We start from the raw sequence: 24,054 nt of genomic DNA, 5'->3' as shown, positions 1-24,054 counted from the left end.
CAAGGCGTGGGTACAGCGGGCGAGCCGACCAAAACGCCGGCTTGGTGAGCGGCGCTCTACCAGCAGGCATCGTGGACGCGGTTGTCCCAATGACTGGAAAGAGTGAAGTCCCGCTTCAAGCCGGCCTTTGCATAAGCGGTGGCGCGACCGCTTCTTGCCCGTTCACATGCAGCTGCAGGCGATGCCTTGCTTGAGCGGCTGGAGCGATAGCGGCCACTGGCACGTCGTTCGGGCCGCAATTCACGGCGCAACGATTCGATGCGCGCCTGTGCAGACGGATCGACCACATCCGGTGTGGCTTCCCAGCTGCGCAACGTTGCTCCGTCGCAAGGCAGCGATTGGTACGACACATTGCCACCATCGCTGCACTTGAACACGTGCTGGGCGTGCGCTGTCGCGGCGAAAAGGCAGGCAAGCAGGAAGGCAATGATGAAGGTGCTGAGAGTGTGCATCGCGACGCCCGTGTGCGATCAGGGTGCACTACCTTGTCGCGTCCGGTGCGCGCAGGCATCGGGAGTTCAACTTATCGCGCCGTAGGTCTTCCACAGCAGATGCTTGGAGCTTCGTTTTGTTGTCATCTTCGTCGTCAAGAAGCTGGGCGCGCGGCAACATGTGAAGAAAAAATTTCACAAATGTCTTGCGGGCCTAAAAAAGGCCCGCTATTATTTCGTTCTCGGCAACACGTCGGGGCCATAGCTCAGCTGGGAGAGCGCCTGCATGGCATGCAGGAGGTCAGCGGTTCGATCCCGCTTGGCTCCACCAAATCCGGACATTAGGCCGTCTGGATTGTCGAATAAAATCTGATGAAGTTTACGCGTCCCCATCGTCTAGAGGCCTAGGACATCACCCTTTCACGGTGGCGACCGGGGTTCGAATCCCCGTGGGGACGCCATTCATCAAAGTTGTACCGGGTTCCAGATTTTGGAGCTTTGTTGGAACGGAGCCAAGTGCCACGGCGCCACGGAAGAAAAAGCTTCCATTTCCAACGAAGCCTGTCATAATGGCGGGCTAGCAACAAGACGTGGGGCCATAGCTCAGCTGGGAGAGCGCCTGCATGGCATGCAGGAGGTCAGCGGTTCGATCCCGCTTGGCTCCACCAAATTCGGATATTAGGCCATCCGAATCACAATTTGAGTTTTGAAGAATACGCGTCCCCATCGTCTAGAGGCCTAGGACATCACCCTTTCACGGTGGCGACCGGGGTTCGAATCCCCGTGGGGACGCCATTTCATAAGAAGCTCCGGGAAACCGGGGCTTTTTTCTTGCGCGCGATTTGGCGGGATTGCCTGCGGGGAAGTGATTTCCAGGCTTCTGGCTGCGTGCTTGCGTTGCGGCGGGAGGCGAGCGATCTAGTGGGGTGGGCGTCCGGCGTGGCGTTCTGCCGGGATTCCATCCCAGCCTGCGGCGTTTTGCTTTTCTGTGTGATGCAGTCGATGCAGGATTCTTTGCGGTGTTGATCGCAGAAACATCTGTAGCGTTTCTGCGTGCGCCACTCCCGAGTCCGTGATGATCAAGCGCGAAGCAAAGAAAAAGGGCAGCCTTGCGGCTGCCCTTTTGTGTTGCGCGATCCGCGTTCGCTTACAGCGATTCAAAGATGCCGGCGGCGCCCATGCCGGTGCCGATGCACATGGTGACCATGCCGTACTTCTGCTGGCGGCGGCGCAGGCCGTGCAGCAGGGTGGCGGTACGGATCGCACCGGTTGCGCCCAGCGGATGGCCGAGCGCGATGGCGCCGCCCAGCGGGTTGACCTTGGACGGATCCAGGCCGCAATCGCGGATGACCGCCAACGACTGTGCAGCGAAGGCTTCGTTGAGTTCGATCCAATCCAGCTGATCCTGGCTCAGGCCGGCCTGCTTCAGTGCCTTCGGAATCGCGGCAATCGGGCCGATGCCCATCACTTCCGGGCGCACGCCGGCGACCGAGAAGCTGACGAAGCGGGCCAGCGGGGTCAGGCCGTAATCCTTGATCGCCTGCTCCGAGGCCAGCAGCACTGCACCGGCGCCGTCGCTCATCTGCGAGGAATTGCCTGCGGTGACCGAGCCGCCGAACTGGCCGTTGCGGAACACCGGGCGCAGCTTGGCCAGGCCTTCGGCGGAGGAATCCAGGCGCGGGCCTTCGTCGGTGTCGGCCAGCTTGTTGCGGACGATGATGCGCTTGCCGTCGGCCAGGTCGGGCTGGTGCGAGACGATTTCATAAGGGCTGATTTCGTCCTTGAATTCGCCATTTTGGATCGCGGCGATGGCTTTCTGGTGCGAGGTCAGGGCGAATGCGTCCTGTTCTTCGCGCGAGACTTTCCATTCCTCGGCGACCTTCTCGGCGGTGATGCCCATGCCGTAGGCAATGGCGACGTGGTCGTTGTCGAACACGCTCGGCGCCATGGCGATCTTGTTGCCCATCATCGGCACCATCGACATCGATTCGGTGCCGCCGGCCAGCATCAGGTCGCTGTTGCCCAGACGGATCTGGTCGGCCGCCATCGCCACGGCCTGCAGGCCGGATGAGCAGAAGCGGTTCACCGTCTGCGCGGCGATGGTGTTCGGCAGGCCCGCCAGCAGCACGCCGATGCGCGCCACGTTCATGCCTTGCTCGGCTTCGGGCATGGCGCAGCCGATGATGGCGTCGTCGATGCGGTTGACGTCCACGCCCGGGGCCTGGGCGACCACGGTGCGGAGTACGTGGGCGAGCATGTCGTCCGGACGGGTGTTGCGGAACATGCCCTTGGGCGCCTTGCCAACCGGGGTGCGGGTGGCGGCGACGATGTAGGCGTCCTGGATTTGCTTGGTCATTGCAGTGATCTCTTCAATAGGTGTGAGCGTGAGGGCGGGCGAGGGCGATGACGTGGCATCGCCCTGGAAGCACGCTCACTCAGTTCCGCAGCGGCTTGCCGGTCTTGAGCATGTGCGCGATGCGGGCCTGGGTCTTTTCCTGCTGGGCCAGTTCGACGAAGTGCTTGCGCTCCAGCGTCAGCAGCCACTCTTCATCGACCAGCGTATTGCGATCGACCTTGCCGCCGCACAGCACGGTGGCGATGCGCTCGGCGATTTCGTAGTCGTACGGGCTGATGAAGCGGCCTTCCAGCATGTTGACCAGCATCATCTTGAAGGTGGCGATGCCAACGTCACCGGCCACGCGGATGCGGCGTGCGGGCATCGGTGGGCGGTAGCCACCTTCGGCCAGTGCGGTGACTTCTGCCTTGGCGATGTGCAGCAGCTCGAAACTGTTGAACACGACCTTGTCGGTGCCGCGCATCAAGCCCAGTTCCTTGGCGTTGACCGCCGAGTTGGAAACCTTGGCCATGGCGACGGTTTCAAAGGTCTTCTTCAGCTCGGCGAACACATCGCCGTCCGAGCCGGCCGCCTGCGAAGCGCGCACCGCCAGTTCCTTCAGGCCGCCGCCGGCCGGCAGCAGGCCAACGCCAGCCTCGACCAGACCGATGTAGCTTTCCAGCGACGCGACCGACTTGGCCGCATGCATCTGGAACTCGCAGCCGCCACCCAGCGCCAAGCCGCGCACGGCGGTTACCACCGGCACGGTCGCGTACTTGATGCGCTGGCTGGTGCGCTGGAAGTTGGCGACCATCGCCTCGAACTCGGCGATCTTGCCGGCCTGCAAAGCAGCCAATGCGCCAGATAGATCCGCGCCGGCGGAGAAGGGCTCCTTGTTCTGCCAGATCACCACGCCCTTGAACTGCTTTTCCGACAGGCCGATGGCGTGCTGGATGCCGTCCAATACCTGGTCGGACACGGTGTTCATCTTGGTCTTGAAGCTGATGACGCCGATGCCGTCACCGTCGGTCCACAGGCGGATGCCGTCGTTCTCGAACACGGTTTCGCCCGGTGCGAACTTCTCGCCCAGCAGTGCATCGGGGAAGCGCTGGCGCTGGTAGACCGGCAGCGACGAGCGCGGCACCAGTGCATTCTGCGACGGGCTGTAGCTGCCTTCGGCGGCATGCACGCCGTCACGGCCGTCCAGCACCCATGCGGGCAGCGGGGCATTGCTCATGCTCTTGCCGGCGGCGATGTCGTCGGCGATCCACTGTGCCACCTGCTTCCAGCCGGCAGCCTGCCAGGTCTCGAACGGGCCGAGCGACCAGCCGTAACCCCAGCGGATGGCCAGGTCCACGTCGCGCGCGGTTTCAGCGATGTCAGCCAGGTGGTAGGCGCTGTAATGGAACAGGTCGCGGAAGGTCGCCCACAGGAACTGCGCGTGCGGATGCTGGCTTTCGCGCAGCTTGGCGAACTTCTCGGCCGGGTTTTTGATCTTCAGGATCTCGACCACTTCCGGCGCGGCGGTGCGGTCGGCCGGACGGTAGTCCTGCTTCTCAAGGTCGATGACCATGATGTCCTTGCCGACCTTGCGGAAGATGCCAGCGCCGGTCTTCTGGCCCAGCGCGCCCTTTCCGATCAGCGCGCCGAGCCATGCCGGCGAGGTGAAGTACTGGTGCCACGGGTCATCCGGCAGGGTGTCGCCCATGGTCTTGATGACGTGGGCCATGGTGTCCAGGCCGACCACGTCGGAGGTGCGGTAGGTCGCCGATTTCGGGCGGCCGACCAGCGGGCCGGTCAGGCCGTCCACTTCGTCAAAGCCCAGGCCGAACTGCTGGGTGTGATGGATGGTCGACAGGATCGAGAACACGCCGATGCGGTTGCCGATGAAGTTCGGGGTGTCCTTGGCGTAGACCACGCCCTTGCCCAGGTTGGTGGTCAGGAAGGTTTCCAGGCCTTCCAGCACCGACTTGTCGGTGGCCTTGGCCGGGATCAGCTCGGCCAGGTGCATGTAACGCGGCGGGTTGAAGAAATGCACGCCGGTGAAGCGGTGGCGCAGTTCTTCCGGCAGCACGTCGGCCAGCTTGTTGATGCCCAGGCCCGAGGTATTGGAGGCCAGGATCGCGTGCTCGTTCACGAACGGCGCGATCTTCTTGTACAGGTCCTGCTTCCAGTCCATCCGTTCAGCGATGGCTTCGATGATCAGGTCGCAGTCGCGCAGCTGTTCCAGGCCGGAGTCGTAATTGGCCGGGGTGATGGCTTCGGCAAGCGACTTGCTGGCCAGCGGCGCCGGGCTCAGCTTGCCGAGGTTGGCAATGGCCTTGAGTACGATGCCATCGGCCGGGCCTTCCTTGGCGGCAAGGTCGAACAGCACGGTGTCGACGCCAGCATTGGTCAGGTGGGCGGCGATCTGCGCACCCATGACGCCTGCGCCAAGAACGGCGACGCGGCGGACAATCAGGGAATTGGACATATCGATAAACCTTTGGTCTGCGATGACGGGTGGATCAGGTGGAGGAGGTTGAATCCGGCGTGCGCGCACTGGCGCGGAAACCGGCTTCGGCGAAATGAATCAGTTCCTGCGCGGCCTTGCTGCGGTGCGCGGCTTCGCTGATGTTGTGCGGGCGCTTGATCAGCCCGAAATCGGCCATGGCGTAGGTCAGCGCGCCGGCCAGGAAGTCCAGACGCCAGTACAGGTCTTCCTTGCTGAGCCCCGGCACGCAGGCGCCGATGGCCTTGCCGAACTCGCGCAGCACGTGGCCGTAGTGGTCGGACAAGAACTTGCGCAGGTTGTCGTTCTTCTCGGCATAGGCGCGGGCGATGACCCGCACGAAGGCGCCGCCGCTCTGGCGGTCCTGGGCCATGGCCAAGGCCGGCTCGACAAAGGCAGCCAATACCGCGCGCAGATCGCCCGGATGGGCGCTGCGAGCCTGTTCCAGCTGGCTCAGGCGGGCACCGGTCATTTCGTCCATGCGGCGGCGGAACACTTCATTGACCAGGTTTTCCTTGGACCCGAAGTGGTAATTGACCGCTGCAATGTTGACATCGGCATGACTGGTCACCTGGCGCAGCGAGGTGCCGGCAAAGCCATGCTGGGCGAACAATTCCTCGGCCGCGCCGAGGATGCGGTCCTTGGTGGAGAAGCTGGCGGATTTGCCCATGGTCAAATAAATCAATCAAACGATTGTTTGGATCCTACGCCCGGCTCGGGCTCTCGGTCATGCTGCGATGCAGCATCATTCATCTGCCGCTGTGCAAAGGCGTAAGGCACCCGGTAGAATCAGCCACCGCAATTCAGGCTAAGCCCGCGTCCGCACGCGGGTTTTTTTCATATACCCTCGGGCCAGCCGGCCCAGAACCCGGAGAATTCCCATGGCGCTCGAGCGCACTCTTTCCATCATCAAGCCGGACGCCGTCGCCAAGAACGTGATCGGCGAAATCTACGCCCGCTTCGAGAAGGCCGGCCTGAAGGTTGTGGCTGCCAAGTACAAGCAGCTGTCGCGTCGTGAAGCTGAAGGCTTCTACGCCGTGCACCGCGAGCGTCCGTTCTTCAACGCACTGGTCGAGTTCATGATCTCCGGCCCGGTGATGATCCAGGCGCTGGAAGGCGAGAACGCCGTGCTGGCCCACCGCGACCTGCTGGGCGCCACCAATCCGAAGGACGCAGCGCCGGGCACCATCCGCGCTGACTTCGCCGATTCCATCGACGCCAATGCCGCCCACGGTTCGGATTCGGTCGAGAATGCAGCCAATGAAGTGGCTTATTTCTTCGCCGCTACCGAAGTGGTTTCGCGCTAAGCAATAAGTATTGAAGGTTGAAGCCGTGAACGAGGTCGTACAGACACCCGCCATCCAGCCGCTGCCGAAAATGGTGCCGACTGCTGGCAAGCAGAACCTGCTCGACCTCGATCGCGCGGGCCTGGAAAAATTCTTTGTCGAAACCCTCGGCGAGCAGAAGTTCCGTGCCCATCAAGTGATGAAGTGGATTCACCATCGCTATGTCACCGATTTCGACCTGATGACGGACCTCGGCAAGGCGTTGCGCGCCAAGCTGCATGCGCATGCCGAGGTCATCGTCCCCAATATCGTGTTCGACAAACCGTCCACTGACGGCACCCACAAGTGGCTGCTGGCAATGGGCGTGGATGGCAAGAACGCCATCGAGACCGTGTACATCCCCGACAAAACCCGCGGCACGTTGTGCGTGTCTTCGCAGGTGGGTTGTGCGTTGAACTGCACGTTCTGCTCGACCGCGACCCAGGGTTTCAACCGCAACCTCAGCACCGCCGAAATCATCGGCCAGGTGTGGATTGCCGCGCGTCACCTGGGCAATGTGCCGCACCAGATGCGCCGCCTCACCAACGTGGTGATGATGGGCATGGGCGAGCCGTTGATGAATTTCGACAACGTCATCCGCGCGATGAGCATCATGCGCGATGACCTGGGCTACGGCCTGGCCAACAAGCGCGTGACCTTGTCCACTTCGGGCCTGGTGCCGCAGATCGATCGCTTGTCGGTCGAGAGCGATGTGTCGCTGGCCGTGTCGCTGCATGCGCCCAACGACGAGCTGCGCGAAACGCTGGTGCCGCTCAACAAGAAATACCCGATTGCCGAACTGATGGCTTCCTGCGCGCGTTACCTGCGCGGCAACAAGAAGCGCGATTCGGTGACCTTTGAATACACCCTGATGAAGGGCATCAATGACCAGCCCGAGCATGCCCGTCAGCTGGCGCGGCTGATGCGCCAGTTCGACAACGCGGTGCAGGCCAAGGACTCGGGCAAGGTCAATCTGATTCCGTTCAACCCGTTCCCCGGCACGCGCTACGAGCGCTCGGGCGAAGAGCAGATCCGTGCTTTCCAGAAGATCCTGCTCGACTCGCAGGTGCTGACGATGGTGCGCCGTACTCGCGGCGACGACATTGATGCCGCCTGCGGCCAGCTCAAGGGGCAGGTGATGGATCGCACCCGTCGCCAGGCTGAGTTCAACAAGACTCTGCAGTTGCTGGATGCAGGGGATCCACTTGCCTGATCGTCTGCTCCTGCTGTTGGTCGCCTCGCTGCTGCTCGTTGGCTGCGGGCGCAATCACGGCATGAAGATCGGCAAGATAAAGGGCGAGCAGTTGAGTGCGCCCGAATATGACGTTCGCGATGATCGCAAAGCGCGCAAGCGTGTGAAGTACGAAGAGCTGCTGACCGTGGTCGGGGATCGTTTCAAGCGCGGCGAACTGGATGAGGCGGCGAAGTTTGCCCGCTCCGCGCAGAAGCTCGATCCCAAAGCGCCCGATGCCTTCACCGCGGAAGCGGTTGTCCAAGCCCGGCGCGGCGATGTGACCGCTGCCGGTGCGGCTTACCGCAAGGCGGCAGAGCTGGCGCCGCGGCGAGGGGACGTGTTGAGTAACTACGGTGCGTGGCTGTGTGGCAGCGGCCATCCGGCCGAGGCGCTGGTCTGGTTTGATCGCGCACTGGCCGATCCCGATTACACGGCGCGTGCGGAAACCTTGGCCAACGCTGGTGGATGCGCGCTGGACGCCGGCCAGTCCGAGCGAGCCCAGAATGAGCTTCGGCAGGCACTGGCGCTGGCGCCGGACAACCCCTACGCACTGGAGTCGATGGCCCGCAACGAAGTGCTACACGGTCGATACTTTGAGGCGCGAGCCTTCTACCAGCGGCGTCTTGCGGCTGCGCCAGCCACGCTTTCCGTGTTACAACTTGCCATTCAGGTAGAAGAGCGACTTGGCGACAGGACGGCTGCCGGTCGGTTTCAACAGCGGTTGCGCGAAGAGTTTCCTTCGGACGCGGCCTCGAATCCCCAAGGCTGATGCATTGTGATCAATGATCCGGGTGTGAACGCGCTAGATGGTGTGGTGGGGTGTGGCGAGCAGCTTCGCAAGGCCCGTGAGGCCGCAGGGTTGTCGCTGGAAGACGTTGCCGGCCAACTGCACATGCCGGTCCAGGTGGTTGCTTCGCTGGAAGCTGAGCGCTGGGACCGCCTTGGAGCGCCGGTGTTTGTGCGCGGCCAGCTGCGCAGCTACGCGCGTTTGCTCAAGGTTGACCTGCAAGGCTTGCTGCAGCAGGCGCAGATCGCGCCGGTGGTGCCGCCGACACTGGTCAGTCACACGCACACCCCGCCAATGCGGCGGATGGCCGAAAATCTTGGCCGTCGCGCAATGTACGTGGTGATCACTGCCGTGCTGGCCGTGCCGGTGTGGTACGTGATCAGCGGAACGCCCAGCAAGGCGCCGCCAAGTACGGCCTCGCTGGATGTGATGCCGCCCGCCGAGGCTGCACTTCCGGGTGGGACGGCCGCGCCGTCGACGGCTGCTGCCGTCAAGCCGGTTGCCGCCCAGCAGAACGACCCCTATATCGCTTCCATGGCGCCGATTGCCCGTCCTGCGGTCGCGGCTCCGGCAGCGGCCCTGGCACTGCGTTTCAAGGGTGACAGTTGGGTGGAAATTTCCGCGCCAGACGGTTCAACGGTCGAAAAGGCCCTGATCCGTGCAGGCGAGTCGCGTAACTTCAGCGCTGGCCAGGTAGGCCGGATGGTGCTGGGGAATGCAGCGGATGTGGAGGTTCAGCAGGCCTCCGGTAACGTCGATCTGACGCCGTACAAGCGCGGTAATGTGGCCCGCTTTACGGTATCCTCTGACGGCTTCGTGGCGCCGGTTTCGCACTGAAACAAGGCGTTGATCAATACAACAAGGCTCCCCGTCAGGGTGAGCGAGAGTACGCATGGCGATTGACGACCTGCTCGACGAGCACGAACAAAGTGAACGCGTCCGCACTTGGCTGCGCAAAAATGGCGCCGGAATCCTCAGCGGAGTAATTCTTGGCGTTGGCGCCATTGCCGGTTGGCAGTGGTGGCAGAAAGAGCAGGTAGGCAAGTTGGCCGAGGCCAATGTCCGCTATGAAGCGGTGTCGCGCAGCCTGCAGTCCAAGAATCTGGACGACGCTGCCAAGGAAGTTGCTGCCCTGGAAAGCGGCAAGGCCGGCATTTATGCCGACCTGGCTTCGTTGGAGTTGGCCAAGGCGCAGGTCGAGGCGGGCAAGTACGAAGACGCCATCAAGACCCTGCGCGCGCTGAAGACCGAAGGCGAGTTCAAGGCACTGATTGACCAGCGTGTGGCACGGCTGCTGATTGAAACCGGCAAGGCGGATGAAGCCGTCAAGCTGATCGGCTCCGCCGATGACAGCGCCAGCCTGGAAATCCGCGGTGATGCCCTGATTGCGCAGAACAAGCGCGACGAGGCCCGTGAGCTGTATACGCAGGCGCTGGCCAAGCTCGATGTGGCCGCGCCGCAGCGCCGTCTGCTCGAAACCAAATTGATGGATGCCGGCGGTACCGTGGCCGATCCTGCAGCGGAGAAGATTTGATGAAGCTCAAGCATGTTGCAGGTCTGGCGCTGGTAGCGATGACGCTGACCGGCTGCTCCACGGTCAAAGGCTGGTTCGCAGGTAAAGACGCCGAAGCCAAGAAGGCGTTGGAGCCGGCAGAGCTGGTGAAGTTTGAGCAGACCCTCAATGTCAGCAAGATCTGGTCGGCCAACGTTGGCAAGGGCGAGGGCCGCATTGGCCTGCGTCAGGCGCCGATGGTGGCGGATGGCCGCGTTTATGCGGCAGCGGTGGAAGGCGGCGTGCATGCGCTGGACCTGCAGACCGGCAAGGAAGTGTGGGAATACAAGCCGGCCAAGGAAAAGAAGAAGCCCAAGCTGCGTCTTTCCGGTGGCCCGGGTGTGGGTGACGGCCTGGTCGTGATTGGCACGCTGGACGGGCAGGTGATCGCCCTGGATGCCAGCAACGGCACCGAAAAGTGGAAGGCGAAGGTGCCGGGCGAAGTGATCGCTGCGCCGGCAATTGCCCAGGGCCTGGTGTTCGTGCGCAGCAATGATGGGCGCACCACCGCACTGGATGCGACGACCGGCGAGCAGCGTTGGTTCAACGCCCAGGAACTGCCGTCGCTGACGGTGCGCGGTAACGCGCCGGTGGTGGCTGGCCCGGGTGCGCTGTTCATCGGCAACGACGACGGCACGCTGAGCGCGCTGGCCATGCAGGACGGCCGCCCGCTGTGGGAACAATCGGTAGGTACGCCGGAAGGCCGTACCGAGCTGGAGCGCATGGCCGACATTGACGGCGCGCCGGTGCTGGAAGGTAATACGCTGTACGTGAGCAGCTTCAAGAACGAGACGATGGCCATTGAAGGGCCGACCGGTCGTCCGTTGTGGTCGCGCGATCATGGTGGTGGCGGTGGCGTTGCGGTGTCATCCGGCAACGTGGTCGTGACCGACGGCAAGGGTACGGTTTACGGGTTGGACAAGACGTCCGGTTCGGCGATGTGGTCCCAGCAAGCGCTGGCCCGTCGTTCGGTTACAGGTGCCGCTGTCCAGGGCGACTACGCCGTGGTGGGGGATTACAAGGGTTATCTGCATTGGCTGCGGTTGAGCGATGGGCAGCTGGCTGCGCGAGCAAAGAGTGGCGGTGACGCCGTTCTGGCCGCGCCGGTGGTTGCCGACGGCATTGCGCTGGTGCAGAACGTAGATGGGAAACTGACCGCATTCCGGTTGGCCCAATAAGGAGTTAACGCGATGCTGCCTTTGGTCGCCCTGGTTGGACGGCCGAACGTCGGCAAGTCCACGATTTTCAATGCGCTTACCCGTACGCGCGATGCGCTGGTCCACGACCAGCCCGGGGTTACCCGTGATCGCAACTACGGTGTTTGCCGTCTGAACGAGGACAATCCTTTCCTGCTCGTTGATACCGGCGGTATTGCCGGTCAAGAGGAAGGGCTGGCTGGCGCCACGGCGCGCCAGGCCCGAGCCGCCGCCGGTGAGGCGGATCTGATCGTATTTGTGGTTGACGCGCGTGATGGCACGTCGGCGCTGGATGACGAGATCCTGTCGTGGCTGCGCAAACTTGCGCGGCCAACGTTGCTGTTGATCAACAAGATCGACGGTACGGACGAGAATGCCGTACGTGCGGAGTTCGCACGCTATGGCTTCAATGAAATGCTGATGGTGTCGGCCGCGCATCGGCAGGGGCTGGATGATCTGGTGGACGAGATCATTGAGCGCTTGCCGGAAGAAGGTACGACCGAGACGCTGGACGACGATCCTTCGCGTGTACGCATTGCTTTTGTTGGCCGCCCGAATGTGGGCAAGTCAACGCTGGTCAATCGCGTGCTGGGCGAGGAGCGGATGATTGCGTCCGAAGTGCCGGGCACCACGCGCGATTCCATTTCGGTGGACATGGAGCGTGATGATCGGCTGTATCGGCTGATCGACACCGCCGGCCTGCGCCGCAAGGCGCGGGTGGAGGAAGTGGTCGAGAAGTTCAGCGTGGTCAAGACGCTGCGTGCGATCGAGCAGGCCCAGGTTGCGGTGTTGATGCTGGACGCAACCGAAGGCGTGACCGATCAGGATGCGAGCGTGCTGGGTGCGGTGCTGGATGCCGGTCGTGCGTTGGTGATTGCCATCAACAAGTGGGATGGCCTGACCGACTATCAGCGCGAGCAGGCGGAAGCCCTGGTGTCGCGCAAGCTGAGCTTCGTGCCGTGGGCGGAAGTGGTGCGTATTTCGGCCAAGCATGGTTCGGGCCTGAAAGAGCTGTTCCGTGCGGTACACCGGGCGCATGACTCGGCGACGCATGAGTTCAGCACCAGCGAGGTGAACAAGGCGCTGGAAGTCGCGTACGAAACGAATCCGCCGCCGAGCATTCGTGGCCACGTTTCAAAGCTGCGTTACGTGCATCCGGGCGGCACCAATCCGCCGACGTTCATCGTCCACGGTACGCGCCTGAAGGAGCTGCCGGATTCGTACAAGCGGTATCTGGAGAACTTCTTCCGCAAGCGCTTCAAGCTGGTCGGTACGCCGGTGAGCTTCCTGTTCCGCGAGGGTGTCAACCCTTATGAGGGCAAGAAGAACCCGCTGACGGATCGGCAGGTCAAGGCCAAGCGGCGCTTGATGAAGCACGTGAAGGGCAAGAAGTGATGCAGCAGAAGGCGACCGGAAGGTCGCCTTCTGCGTTCCGGGCATTTGGTCATCGGGTCATCGGTAGGAGCGGCCTTGGCCGTGAAGCCGTTGAGCGGACCGCTGCGAGGGCGCCGGCAGTCGCCTGCATCGTCAGCGAGTGATGCAGCACCAGCTTCGCGACCGAAGCCGTTCCTGCGGGGCGATGTTGGCCGATAATCGGCGCATGAGCATTCGTGAACTGACCCCCGGGCAAGCCCGCGCCAAGCAGCTGGATGGCGTGTTGTTGATCGACGTGCGCGAGGCGCATGAGCGCGCTGGCGGCATGGCGGAAGGCGCGGTGGGTATCGCCAAGGCAGCGCTGCTGGCTGATCCGGCGCGGCATCTTTCCGCTGTTGATCGTGAGGTGATGTTGATCTGCCAGAGCGGCAAGCGCTCTGCCGATGCGGCGGTGGCGCTGGCTGGAGCGGGCTATTCGCAATTGGCCTCAGTGACCGGCGGCACGGTGGCTTGGCGGGTGGATGGGCTGCCGTTGGTGCAGCCGCTGCTGGATGCGGAAGATCGCGATTTCTACGACCGCTATTCGCGCCACTTGCTGTTGCCGCAGGTGGGCGAGGCCGGTCAGCGCCGGCTGCAGCAGTCGCGGGTGCTGGTGTTGGGAGCGGGCGGACTGGGAGCGCCGTCGGGCTTTTATCTCGCCGCGGCCGGCGTGGGGCATCTGCGCATCGTCGATGACGATGTGGTGGAGCGCAGCAACCTGCATCGGCAGATCGTCCACACCGAGGCCGGCGTTGGCATGGCCAAGGTCGATTCGGCACGTGAGCGGCTGCGGGCGCTGAATCCGCAGATCGAGGTGGAAGCCATTCGTGAGCGGGTGACCTCCGACAACATCGACGCGCTGATGCAGGGCGTGGATGTGGTGCTGGATGGCTCGGACAACTTCCCGCTGCGCTACCTGCTCAACGATGCCTGCATCAAGCACGCCAAGCCGCTGGTGTACGCGGCCATCGAGCGCTTCGACGGGCAGGTGAGTGTGTTCGATGCCGGCCGTCATCGCGGCGAGGCGCCGTGTTACCGCTGTCTGTTCCCGGAGCCGCCGCCACCGGAGTTCGCGCCGAACTGTTCAGAGGCGGGTGTGCTGGGCGTGCTGCCGGGTTTGGCCGGGGTGATGCAGGCCACCGAAGTGCTGAAGCTGCTGCTGGACATCGGTGAGCCACTGACCGGCCGGTTGCTGCGTTTCGACGCCCTGCAGATGCGCTTCCGTGAAACCCGGATCACCGCCGACCCGGCATGCCCGCTGTGCGCGCCGGGCGTACCCTTCCCGGGCTATATCGACTACGCCGCGTTCTGCTCGCAGCACGGATGAATTGAGCTGCTCCGGCGCTGACGCCGGTTGAATGCGGCTGCCGCATCCGGAGTGCACACGTTGTGCTTTATCGTGCGCATATTGGAATGGAGCAGGGCGCGCACATGTCAGCGGAATCTTCGACGGAACTGGTGAAAGTAGTGGCGCTGCTCGGCGCGGCCGTGGTGGCGGTGCCGTTGTTCCGGCGGCTGGGCTTGGGCTCGGTGCTGGGATACTTCGTCGCCGGTTTGGCGATCGGGCCGTTCGGCTTCGGCTGGTTCGCAGAGCCGCAGGCCATCCTGCATGTCGCCGAACTGGGTGTGGTGATGTTCCTGTTTGTGATCGGGCTGGAGATGCGCCCGTCGCATTTATGGAGCCTGCGCAACGAGATTTTCGGCCTCGGCACCGCGCAGATATTCACCTGTGCGGTAGTGCTGACCGGCGTCGCGATGCTGTTCGGCTACCGCCCGCAGGTGGCCTTCATTGCCGCCGCCGGTTTCGTGCTGACGTCCACCGCCGTGGTCATGCAGTTGCTGGCCGAGCGCGGCGACGTGGCGCTGCCGTCGGGGCAGAAAATCGTCTCCATCCTGTTGTTCGAGGACTTGCTGATCGTGCCGCTGCTGGCGCTTGTGGCGTGGATGGCGCCGGTGCATATCGGTGCGCAGGAAGGCTCGCGTTGGGTGAGTATTGCCATCGGCGCCGGCGCGATTGTCGGCCTGGTCATGGTCGGCCGCTATCTGCTCAATCCCTTGTTCCGCATCCTGGCCGAATCCAAGGCGCGCGAGGTGATGACCGCCGCCGCGCTGCTGGTGGTATTGGGCGCGGCGTTGCTGATGCAGTTGGGTGGATTGTCGATGGCAATGGGGGCCTTCCTGGCTGGTGTGTTGTTGTCTGAATCCACTTTCCGTCACCAGATCGAAGCCGACATCGAGCCGTTTCGCGGCATCCTGCTGGGCCTGTTCTTCCTCAGCGTGGGCATGGCGCTGGACCTGTCCGTGGTCGCCGCGAACTGGAAGGTCATCGCGCTGCTGGTGCCTGCGATGATGCTGGCCAAGGCACTGTGCATTTACGGTGTGGCGCGGGTGATGGGTAGCGATCACCGTCAGGCGCTGGATCGCGGCGTGCTGATGGCGCAGGGCGGCGAATTTGCCTTTGTCCTGTTTGCGGCCGCAGCCACTGCCGGTGTGATCGACGCCAAGGTCAATGCCAACCTCACCGCCGTCGTGGTGTTGTCGATGGCGCTGACGCCGCTGTGCATGCTGGTGTATCGCCGGCTGGTGAAGGAAGGCCTGGTTTCCATGGACGACGTGGAAGCTGCAGACGGCCTGAGTGGCAGCGTGCTGGTGATCGGCTTTGGTCGCTTCGGGCAGGTGTCCAGCCAATCGCTGCTGGCGCGCGATGTGGATGTGACCATCATCGACAACGACATTGCGATGATCCGCAGCGCTGCAGATTTCGGTTTCAAGATCTATTACGGCGACGGCACGCGCTTGGATGTGCTGCGTGCGTCGGGCGCGGAAACCGCGCGCGCCATTGCGGTATGCGTGAACGACCGCGCCGCTGCCGACCGTATCGTCGAGCTGGTCGCGCATGAATTCCCGCAGGCCAAGTTGCTGGTGCGTTCGTATGACCGCGCGCATTCGCTGTCGCTGATTCATGCGGGCGTGGATTTCCAGATCCGCGAGACCTTTGAGTCGGCGGTGGAATTCGGGCGTGCAGCGCTGCTGCAACTGGGCGCTGAAGAAGACGAGGCTGACCTGGTGGCGCGTGAAATCCGACGCCGTGACGCCGAGCGCTTCGAGCTGGAAATGGCAGGTGGCGGGCTCAAGGCGGGTGTCGGTCTGCTGTACGGCAATGCGCCGGTAGAGGCGAAACCGACGCCGACGCCGTTCACGCCGCCGCGTCGCGAATCGCGGACGCTGAACCCGGATGCCTTGGCCGGGGCGGCGCCGGATACCGAGGCGCAGTAAGTCGACAAGGCGTGGTTTCAGCGGCAGCAGGCGTAATCAGGGACAATAGCCGCCCCCGCATTCGCCTCACGCCCAATGACTGTCCCAGCCGACTCCGCCGCGCAGACCTCCCGCATCCTCGATGGCCGCCGTATTGCCGAAGAGCTCCTCGATGACCTGAAGGTGCGCGTGGACGCGCGCCTGGCGGCCGGTCGCTCGCGCCCGGGCCTGGCAGTGGTGCTCGTGGGGGGTGACCCGGCGTCGGCCGTGTATGTGCGCAACAAGCGCCGTGCGGCGGAAAAGGTCGGCATCGAGGCGTTCGATTACGACCTGCCGGCCGGCACCAGCGAGGAGCAACTGCTGGAGCTGATCGACCAGCTCAACGCGGACCCGAAGATTCACGGCATCCTGATCCAGCTGCCGCTGCCGGGCATTCCGGATGCGAACCGGCTGATCCAGCGCATCAACCCGCGCAAGGATGTGGACGGCTTCCATCCGGAGAATGTCGGCCACCTGGTGCTGCGTGAATTCGGCCTGCGCCCCTGCACCCCGCGCGGCATCACCACGCTGCTAGGCCATACCGACCAACCGGTGCGCGGTCGCAACGCGACCATCGTTGGCGTCAGCAACCACGTCGGTCGCCCGATGGGGCTGGAGCTGCTGATTGCAGGCTGCACGGTCACCAGCTGCCACAAATTCACCCCGCGCGCCGAGCTTGAGCGTGCGGTGCGTAATGCCGACATCCTGGTGGTGGCGGTGGGCATTCCGCAGCTGATCCCGGGCGAGTGGGTGAAACCGGGCGCTGTGGTGATCGACGTGGGTATCAATCGCCTGGATGACGGCCGCCTGGTGGGTGACGTCGGCTTTGAAGCCGCTGCCCAGCGCGCCAGCTGGATCACGCCGGTGCCGGGTGGCGTTGGCCCGATGACGGTGGCCACGCTGATGCAGAACACGATTGAGGCGGCAGAAGCGGCTGGCTGAAAAGCTTTACCCCTCCCCAGCCCTCCCCTTGGCTGCGCCAAAGGGAGGGGCAAAAACAGGCAGCTGCCTGTATCGCTGGACATTTGCGTGAACCACTTCCTCCCTTTGGCGAAGCCAAGGGGAGCCGGAGGAGGGTGGGGGCGCTTCACCTCACCGTAGCTGAATTGCGTTTCCCAGCGCGACACTGCATCGCACTTGCCCCCTGCCATCAGCGCAGAAATAAGGGTAAAATGTCGCGCTTCCCCACATCTCGGGTATGCCGATGCTGCGCATCCAGGCTGAAGCACTGACGTACGACGACGTTTCTCTCGTCCCCGCACATTCCACGATCCTGCCCAAGGACGTCGACCTCGGAACGCGCCTGACGCGTGACCTGCGGTTGAGGTTGCCGATTGTCTCGGCCGCCATGGATACCGTTACCGAAGCCCGTTTGGCCATTGCAATGGCACAGCTGGGCGGCATCGGTATCGTCCATAAAAACCTGACCGTCGAGCAGCAAGCTGCCGAAGTGGCCAAGGTCAAAAAGTTCGAGTCCGGTGTCATCCGCGACCCGATCACGGTTGGGCCGGAAACCACCATCCGCGACGTGCTGGCGCTGACTCAAGCGCACAACATTTCCGGTGTTCCAGTGGTGGGCAGTGACGGTTTGCTGGCTGGCATCGTCACGCACCGTGACATGCGCTTTGAGACCGAGCTGGACGATCCGGTCCGTCACATCATGACCAAGAAGGATCGCCTGATCACGGTGAAGGAGGGCGCGGCGTCTGACGAAGTGTTGTCGCTGCTGCACCGTAACCGCATCGAAAAGGTGCTGGTGGTGAACGACGCGTTTGAACTGCGCGGCCTGATCACCGTCAAGGACATCCAGAAGAAAACCGACAACCCGAACGCTGCCAAGGATGCCGCAACGCGTCTGCTGGTGGGCGCTGCGGTCGGCGTTGGTGGTGACACCGATCGCCGCGTCGAAGCACTGGTTGCTGCCGGCGTTGACGTGCTGGTGGTCGACACCGCGCACGGCCATTCGCAGGGCGTGCTGGACCGCGTGCGTTGGGTCAAGAAGAACTTCCCGCATGTGCAGGTCATCGGCGGCAATATCTGCACCGGCGAAGCGGCACTGGCACTGCTTGATTGCGGCGCCGATGCGGTCAAGGTGGGTATCGGCCCGGGCTCGATCTGCACCACGCGCGTTGTCGCCGGTGTCGGCGTGCCGCAGATCACCGCCATCGATCTGGTTGCCGAAGCGCTGCAGGATCGCATCCCGCTGATCGCCGACGGTGGCATTCGTTACTCCGGTGACATCGGCAAGGCACTGGCTGCTGGCGCATCGACGGTGATGATCGGCGGCCTGCTGGCCGGCACCGAGGAATCGCCGGGCGAAAGTGAGTTGTTCCAAGGTCGTTCGTACAAGAGCTACCGTGGCATGGGCTCGCTGGCCGCGATGGAGAAGGGGTCCAAGGACCGCTACTTCCAGGACGCTGCCACGGCCGACAAGCTGGTGCCGGAAGGCATCGAAGGCCGCGTGCCGTACCGTGGCCAGGTGGGTGGCATCATCCACCAGCTGATCGGCGGTCTGCGCGCAACCATGGGCTATGTCGGTTGCGGCACCATCGAAGAAATGCGCACGCAGCCGAAGTTCGTGAAGATCAGCGGCGCCGGCCAACGTGAGAGTCACGTCCACGACGTGCAGATCACCAAAGAGCCGCCGAACTACCGCGCGTGATGCGGTAAGCAGAAGAGGAACGTGGACTTGGTCCCGTTCCTCTTTCTCTATCCGCCATCCGTTTTGCATCGCCTCCCGTTTTCATTGATCACTTGCCGGGCTTTATGACCAACATCCATAACGACAAGATCCTCATCCTCGATTTCGGCGCTCAGTACACGCAGCTGATCGCGCGCCGCATCCGCGAGTTCGGTGTGTACTGCGAAATCTGGGCGTGGGACCACGATCCGGCCGAGATCGCCGCTTTTGGTGCCAAGGGCATCATTCTGTCCGGCGGCCCGGAAACCACGACATTGCCGGGCGCACCGGCTGCGCCGCAGCAAGTGTTCGACAGCGGCCTGCCGCTGCTGGGCATCTGCTATGGCCTGCAGACCATGGCCAAGCAGTTGGGCGGCGGCACCGAAGCCGCTGACCAGCGCGAGTTCGGTCACGCCGAAGTGAAGTTGCAGGGCAACGACGCACTGTTGGGCGGGCTGTCCGATCACAATGGCGAGCCACGTCTGGATGTCTGGATGAGCCATGGCGACCACGTCACCCACGTGCCGCCGGGCTTCGCCATCACCGCCGTGACCGATCGTATTCCGGTGGCCGCGATGGCCAACGAAGAGAAGCGTTGGTACGGCGTGCAGTTCCACCCGGAAGTGACCCACACCAAGCAGGGCTCGGCGCTGCTGAAGCGTTTTGTCACCGACATCTGCGGCTGCGCCACGCTGTGGACCGCGGCCAACATCATCGACGACCAGATCGCCCGCGTGCGCGAGCAGGTTGGCAGCGATGACGTGATCCTGGGCCTGTCCGGTGGCGTTGATTCGTCGGTGGTTGCAGCGCTGCTGCACAAGGCCATCGGCACGCAGCTGACCTGCGTGTTCGTCGATACCGGCCTGTTGCGCTTCCAGGAAGGCGACCAGGTCATGCAGATGATGGCCGAGAACATGGGCGTCAAGGTCGTGCGCGTGAATGCCGCCGACCGTTACTTCAAGGCGTTGGAAGGCGTCAGTGATCCGGAAGCCAAGCGCAAGGTCATCGGCAACCTGTTCGTCGAGATCTTCGATGAAGAGTCGAACAAGCTGAGCAATGCCAAGTGGCTGGCGCAGGGCACGATCTATCCGGACGTGATCGAGTCTGCCGGCAGCAAGACCGGCAAGGCGCACGTCATCAAGAGCCACCACAACGTGGGTGGCTTGCCGGAAAACATGAAGCTCAAGCTGGTCGAACCGTTGCGTGAATTGTTCAAGGACGAAGTGCGTCGCCTCGGCGTCGAACTGGGCCTGCCGCGCGCGATGGTTTATCGCCATCCGTTCCCGGGCCCGGGTCTGGGCGTGCGCATCCTTGGCGAAGTGAAGCGTGAGTATGCCGAGCTGCTGGGCAAGGCTGATGCGATCTTCATCGAAGAGCTGCGTGCTGCCGACCTGTACGACAAAACCAGCCAGGCGTTCGCTGTGTTCCTGCCGGTGAAGTCGGTGGGCGTGGTCGGCGATGCGCGTGCATACGAGTGGGTGATCGCACTGCGTGCAGTGGAAACCATCGACTTCATGACCGCGCATTGGGCGCACCTGCCGTACGACTTCCTCGGCCGCGTGTCCAACCGCATCATCAACGAACTGCGCGGCGTCTCGCGCGTGGTCTACGACATCTCTGGCAAGCCGCCGGCAACGATCGAGTGGGAATGAGTTGAATGACAAAGGCGCCGAAAGGCGCCTTTGTTTTATGGAGTGACCGGTCCTGAAATGCGTTGACACTTCTTCCTGGTGAGGAAGAAGTCAGTACATTTCTGGACGGTCACCAGCAACAAAAAAGGCGGGGCCAATGGCCTCGCCTTTTTCGTGTTTCAAGCTTTGCAACTCAACAGCAGCGGAAGCCGCTCTTGCCGCCGAAGCGGGCTTCCTGACGTTCGCGGAAGAAGGTCTTGTAATCCATGACCTCGCGGCCGGGATGCTTCTCCTGCACGTGCCGGACGTAGTTGTCGTAGTCCGGTACCCCGCAGCACAAGCGCGCGGTCTGCACCAGACGCCGCCAGGTACGGCGGAACGTCTGGTACTGACCCACAGGGACCAGTTGGGTGCCCATTACAGATCGATCTCGTGCGGCTTGAGGGCGACGTACGCCGTTTCCTTGTCGGTACGCACTGGCGAGCGACGGGCCGCGGCAATCGTCTTGATCGAGTACACCAGCACCGCAAACACCACGAACAGGAACAGCGCAGTGAGTGCGGTGTTGATGTAGTTGTTCACCATCACCTGCTGCATCTGGTCGAAATTCTTGGACGGTGCCAGCAGGTTGCCGTTGGCGATGGCATCACGGTACTTGTGTGCCTGTGCGAGGAAACCCACACCCGGTTCGTTGGAGAAGATCTTGATGAAGCCGGCTGCGGTGGTGCAGATCAGCAGCCAGATCGCCGGGAGCAACGGCACCCAGGCGTACTTGTCCTTCTTCATCTTGAACAGCACCACGGTGCACAGCAGCAGTGCCACGCCGGCCAGCATCTGGTTGGCGATGCCGAACAGCGGCCACAGCATGTTGATGCCGCCCAGCGGATCGGTCACGCCCTGGTACAGGAAGTAACCCCACAGTGCGACGCAGCCACCGGTGGCGATGAAGCTGGCCACCCACGAATCGGTGCGGCGCAGCGCCGGCACGAAGTTGCCCAGCAGGTCCTGCAGCATGAAGCGGCCCGAGCGGGTGCCGGCATCCACCGCAGTGAGGATGAACAGGGCTTCAAACAGGATGGCGAAGTGATACCAGAACGCCATCATGCCGTCGCCCGGCAGCACCGCGTGCAGGATCTGCGCGATACCCACGGCCAAGGTGGGTGCGCCACCGGCGCGTGACAGGATGGTGTTCTCGCCGATTTCAGCCGCGGTTGCGGTCAGCTGTTCCGGGCTGATGGCAAAGCCCCAGTTGGTGACCACCTGCGCGGCGTGGACCACGTCGGTGCCGATGATTGCAGCGGGGCTGTTCATGGCGAAGTAGATGCCCGGCTCGATGATCGAGGCCGCCACCATGGCCATGATCGCCACGAACGATTCCATCAGCATGCCGCCGTAACCGATGTACGCCGTGTGGGCTTCATTGGCCAGCAGCTTGGGCGTGGTGCCGGAGCTGATCAGCGCATGGAAGCCGGACACCGCGCCACAGGCGATGGTGATGAACAGGAACGGGAACATGCTGCCCTTCCACACCGGGCCGGTGCCGTCGGTGAACTGGGTCAGCGCCGGCATTTTCAGCTCCGGCATCACGATCAGGATGCCGATGGCCAGGCCAACGATGGTGCCGATCTTGAGGAAGGTGGACAGGTAGTCACGCGGTGCCAGCAGCAGCCACACCGGCAACACGGCGGCGACGAAGCCGTAGCCGATCAGCATCCAGGTGATCTGCACACCGGTGAAGGTGAACATCGGGCCCAGCACCGGGTCTGCGGCGACCTTGCCGCCGTACCAGATGGCGGCAATCAGCAGCACCAGGCCGACGACCGAGATCTCGCCGATCTTGCCCGGCCGGATGTAGCGCATGTACACGCCCATCAGGATGGCGATGGGCATTGTCGCGATGACGGTGAACATGCCCCACGGGCTGCCCTCCAGCGCCTTCACCACAATCATCGCCAGCACCGCCAGGATGATGATCATGATCATGAAAACACCGAACAACGCGATGGTCCCGGGCACGGGGCCCATTTCCTCGCGCACCAGATCGCCCAGCGAGCGGCCGTTACGTCGGGTAGAGATGAACAGGATCATGAAATCCTGCACGGCACCGGCCAACACCACGCCGGCAATCAGCCAGAGCGTGCCGGGCAGGTAACCCATCTGCGCGGCCAGCACCGGGCCGACCAGCGGACCTGCGCCGGCGATGGCGGCGAAGTGGTGGCCGAACAGGACGTGCTTGTTGGTGGGCACGTAGTCCAGGCCATCGTTGTTGATGATGGCGGGCGTGGCACGGGTGGGATCAACCCCCAGCACCTTGTTGGCGATGAACAGCCCGTAGTAACGGAAGGCGACCAGGTACAGCGATACCGCTGCCACCACGATCCAGAGCGCGTTGATATGTTCGCCGCGGCGCAAGGCCACAACACCTAGACAGAAAGCGCCGATCAGGGACAGGAGCGCCCAGCCGGCTTTGGAAAAACCTTTCATCGAGTCGCCTCGCAGGGGGATGCCAGCAAGGTTCTACCCATGCAAGGCGGGGGTCAACGTGTACGGCAGGTGAAGCGGATGAGACTTTGGTCGTAGGACGTGGCCGTTGCCAGCCTGACTGCGGACTTCGCTCACGTGCCCGCGATGGCGTGTCTGGAACGATCGGTTGCATCGGTAATGGTTGGCGCGGGCAGCTGCAGTCGCCATTGTCGGTTGACCCCAGAAGGAGATCCGGCCATGAGCAGTGAACCGTCCGCGCGCGTGCTGCGTACCCTCCGTGGCATGCCCACCTCCGACGGCGCCGGGGTGCGGCTGACCCGCGTTATCGGCACACCGGCGTTGCCGGAGCTGGATCCCTTTTTGATGCTGGACGAGTTCGGCACCGACCGTGCCGAGGATTACATCGCTGGTTTTCCCAGCCATCCGCATCGAGGCTTTGAGACCGTCACCTACATGCTCGATGGCCGCATGCGGCACAAGGACAACCACGGCAACGAGGGGTTGCTGACCCCAGGCAGTGTCCAATGGATGACCGCTGGTCGCGGGCTGGTGCATTCGGAGATGCCCGAGCAGGAATCCGGGCGCATGCGTGGCTTCCAGTTGTGGGTGAATCTGCCGGCGCGCGACAAGATGACCGCGCCGCGCTATCAGGAGTTCGCGCCGGATCAGATTCCGCAGACCACCCCGGCCGACGGGGTCACGGTGAAGGTGATTGCCGGGCAGGTGGGTGAGGTCAACGGGCCGATCGTGCAGCCCGCGACCGATCCGCTGTACCTGGATATCGCCCTGACAGCCGGCAGCCGCTGGGTGTACCCGCTGCCGGAAGGGCACAGTGCGTTCGCCTATGTATTTGAAGGCGAAGCGACGCTGGGCGAAGGCGCCGAGGCACGCCCGGTGGTGCAGCACGAGCTGGCGGTGCTGGGTGAAGGACGCCTGGAAATGGTGGCTGGCACAGGTGGCGCGCGCTTGATTCTGGTCGGCGGCCGACCGCTGCGCGAGCCGGTCGCCCGACATGGCCCGTTCGTGATGAATACCCGCGAAGAACTGATGCAGGCTTTCGTGGATTATCAGGAAGGGAAGTTCTGACGCGCAGGTGAGCGTCAAGCGGCGTTGATGACCGCTGAGGCGGAAGCCAAAGCCAAAAGCACGACAAAAGCCGAGCGCGTGCTCGGCTTGACGTGCGGGTGGAGCTGCGGGGTGA

General features: G+C 63.3%; 19 protein-coding genes and 4 tRNA genes. 17 read left to right on the top strand and 6 right to left on the bottom strand.

The window, feature by feature from the left end; all coding sequences use genetic code 11:
* Positions 1-56 precede the first annotated feature (56 nt).
* Positions 57-452 (bottom strand): DUF4124 domain-containing protein, encoded by a 396-nt coding sequence (locus tag ACREP4_RS01725; protein ID WP_431594480.1) that lies wholly within the window; start codon positions 450-452, stop codon positions 57-59.
* 234 nt (positions 453-686) lie between these two features.
* On the opposite strand from ACREP4_RS01725, the gene ACREP4_RS01720 reads away from it, so the two are divergent.
* The 4 genes from ACREP4_RS01720 to ACREP4_RS01705 all read left to right on the top strand — a co-directional run bounded on the left by ACREP4_RS01720 (position 687) and on the right by ACREP4_RS01705 (position 1,226).
* Positions 687-762, top strand: a tRNA-Ala gene (locus ACREP4_RS01720).
* 54 nt (positions 763-816) lie between these two features.
* Positions 817-892: transfer RNA gene (locus ACREP4_RS01715), tRNA-Glu, on the top strand.
* A 131-nt stretch (positions 893-1,023) separates the two neighbouring features.
* Positions 1,024-1,099: transfer RNA gene (locus tag ACREP4_RS01710), tRNA-Ala, on the top strand.
* A gap of 51 nt (positions 1,100-1,150) precedes the next feature.
* Positions 1,151-1,226 (top strand) — tRNA-Glu (locus ACREP4_RS01705).
* 352 nt (positions 1,227-1,578) lie between these two features.
* Here ACREP4_RS01705 and ACREP4_RS01700 read toward each other — a convergent pair.
* The 3 genes from ACREP4_RS01700 to ACREP4_RS01690 form a co-directional block, all read right to left on the bottom strand.
* Positions 1,579-2,787 carry an acetyl-CoA C-acyltransferase gene (locus ACREP4_RS01700; protein ID WP_431594479.1) on the bottom strand — a complete coding sequence of 403 codons (1,209 nt, stop codon included), beginning with the start codon at positions 2,785-2,787 and terminating at the stop codon, positions 1,579-1,581.
* Between the two features lie 79 nt (positions 2,788-2,866).
* Positions 2,867-5,239, bottom strand: a complete 2,373-nt coding sequence (locus ACREP4_RS01695) for a 3-hydroxyacyl-CoA dehydrogenase/enoyl-CoA hydratase family protein (protein ID WP_431594478.1) — start codon at positions 5,237-5,239, stop codon at positions 2,867-2,869.
* A 34-nt stretch (positions 5,240-5,273) separates the two neighbouring features.
* The gene (locus tag ACREP4_RS01690; protein ID WP_431594477.1) at positions 5,274-5,927 is read right to left on the bottom strand and encodes a TetR/AcrR family transcriptional regulator; all 654 of its coding nucleotides are present in this window, start codon (positions 5,925-5,927) and stop codon (positions 5,274-5,276) included.
* A 211-nt stretch (positions 5,928-6,138) separates the two neighbouring features.
* Between ACREP4_RS01690 and ndk the strand changes: the two genes are divergently transcribed.
* From ndk to guaA, 12 genes are all read left to right on the top strand, one after another.
* A complete protein-coding gene (ndk, locus tag ACREP4_RS01685) occupies positions 6,139-6,564 on the top strand; it encodes a nucleoside-diphosphate kinase (RefSeq protein ID WP_057628193.1) in 426 nt (141 codons plus the stop codon).
* Positions 6,565-6,589: 25 nt separating this feature from the next.
* Positions 6,590-7,795, top strand: coding sequence for a 23S rRNA (adenine(2503)-C(2))-methyltransferase RlmN (gene rlmN, locus ACREP4_RS01680; RefSeq protein ID WP_431594476.1), 1,206 nt, complete (start codon positions 6,590-6,592; stop codon positions 7,793-7,795).
* On the top strand, positions 7,773-8,585 hold the full coding sequence (locus tag ACREP4_RS01675) for a type IV pilus biogenesis/stability protein PilW (RefSeq protein WP_431594475.1): 813 nt from the start codon (positions 7,773-7,775) through the stop codon (positions 8,583-8,585). Before rlmN ends, ACREP4_RS01675 begins: the two co-directional genes overlap by 23 nt.
* 6 nt (positions 8,586-8,591) lie before the next feature.
* A complete protein-coding gene (locus ACREP4_RS01670) occupies positions 8,592-9,440 on the top strand; it encodes a helix-turn-helix domain-containing protein (RefSeq protein ID WP_431594474.1) in 849 nt (282 codons plus the stop codon).
* A gap of 55 nt (positions 9,441-9,495) precedes the next feature.
* Positions 9,496-10,137 (top strand): YfgM family protein, encoded by a 642-nt coding sequence (locus ACREP4_RS01665; RefSeq protein WP_431594473.1) that lies wholly within the window; start codon positions 9,496-9,498, stop codon positions 10,135-10,137.
* On the top strand, positions 10,137-11,333 hold the full coding sequence (gene bamB, locus ACREP4_RS01660; RefSeq protein WP_431594472.1) for an outer membrane protein assembly factor BamB: 1,197 nt from the start codon (positions 10,137-10,139) through the stop codon (positions 11,331-11,333). Before ACREP4_RS01665 ends, bamB begins: the two co-directional genes overlap by 1 nt.
* A 12-nt stretch (positions 11,334-11,345) precedes the next feature.
* Positions 11,346-12,746: a ribosome biogenesis GTPase Der gene (gene der / locus ACREP4_RS01655; RefSeq protein ID WP_431594471.1), complete on the top strand. Its 1,401-nt coding sequence runs from the start codon at positions 11,346-11,348 to the stop codon at positions 12,744-12,746.
* A gap of 205 nt (positions 12,747-12,951) precedes the next feature.
* A complete protein-coding gene (gene moeB / locus ACREP4_RS01650; protein ID WP_431594470.1) occupies positions 12,952-14,091 on the top strand; it encodes a molybdopterin-synthase adenylyltransferase MoeB in 1,140 nt (379 codons plus the stop codon).
* Between the two features lie 104 nt (positions 14,092-14,195).
* A complete protein-coding gene (locus ACREP4_RS01645) occupies positions 14,196-16,040 on the top strand; it encodes a monovalent cation:proton antiporter-2 (CPA2) family protein (protein WP_431594469.1) in 1,845 nt (614 codons plus the stop codon).
* A 75-nt stretch (positions 16,041-16,115) separates the two neighbouring features.
* The gene (folD, locus tag ACREP4_RS01640; protein ID WP_431594468.1) at positions 16,116-17,000 is read left to right on the top strand and encodes a bifunctional methylenetetrahydrofolate dehydrogenase/methenyltetrahydrofolate cyclohydrolase FolD; all 885 of its coding nucleotides are present in this window, start codon (positions 16,116-16,118) and stop codon (positions 16,998-17,000) included.
* Positions 17,001-17,262: 262 nt separating this feature from the next.
* On the top strand, positions 17,263-18,720 hold the full coding sequence (gene guaB / locus ACREP4_RS01635; protein WP_431594467.1) for an IMP dehydrogenase: 1,458 nt from the start codon (positions 17,263-17,265) through the stop codon (positions 18,718-18,720).
* Between the two features lie 104 nt (positions 18,721-18,824).
* On the top strand, positions 18,825-20,390 hold the full coding sequence (gene guaA, locus ACREP4_RS01630) for a glutamine-hydrolyzing GMP synthase (protein WP_431594466.1): 1,566 nt from the start codon (positions 18,825-18,827) through the stop codon (positions 20,388-20,390).
* Positions 20,391-20,562: 172 nt separating this feature from the next.
* Here the strand turns inward: guaA and ACREP4_RS01625 are convergent, their stop codons facing one another.
* Both ACREP4_RS01625 and ACREP4_RS01620 read right to left on the bottom strand, forming a co-directional pair.
* The gene (locus tag ACREP4_RS01625; RefSeq protein ID WP_431594465.1) at positions 20,563-20,787 is read right to left on the bottom strand and encodes a YbdD/YjiX family protein; all 225 of its coding nucleotides are present in this window, start codon (positions 20,785-20,787) and stop codon (positions 20,563-20,565) included.
* Entirely contained in the window at positions 20,787-22,853 is a 2,067-nt protein-coding gene (locus tag ACREP4_RS01620) for a carbon starvation CstA family protein (RefSeq protein ID WP_431594464.1), read from the bottom strand. Before ACREP4_RS01620 ends, ACREP4_RS01625 begins: the two co-directional genes overlap by 1 nt.
* Positions 22,854-23,090: 237 nt before the next feature.
* Between ACREP4_RS01620 and ACREP4_RS01615 the strand changes: the two genes are divergently transcribed.
* A complete protein-coding gene (locus ACREP4_RS01615; protein ID WP_431594463.1) occupies positions 23,091-23,939 on the top strand; it encodes a pirin family protein in 849 nt (282 codons plus the stop codon).
* The last annotated feature ends 115 nt before the right edge of the window (positions 23,940-24,054 follow it).

It is taken from the genome of Stenotrophomonas sp. (assembly GCF_050737575.1).
GTDB lineage: Bacteria > Pseudomonadota > Gammaproteobacteria > Xanthomonadales > Xanthomonadaceae > Stenotrophomonas.
Note: the sequence above shows the minus strand (reverse complement) of the source record. Positions and strands in the feature narration are given on the sequence as shown.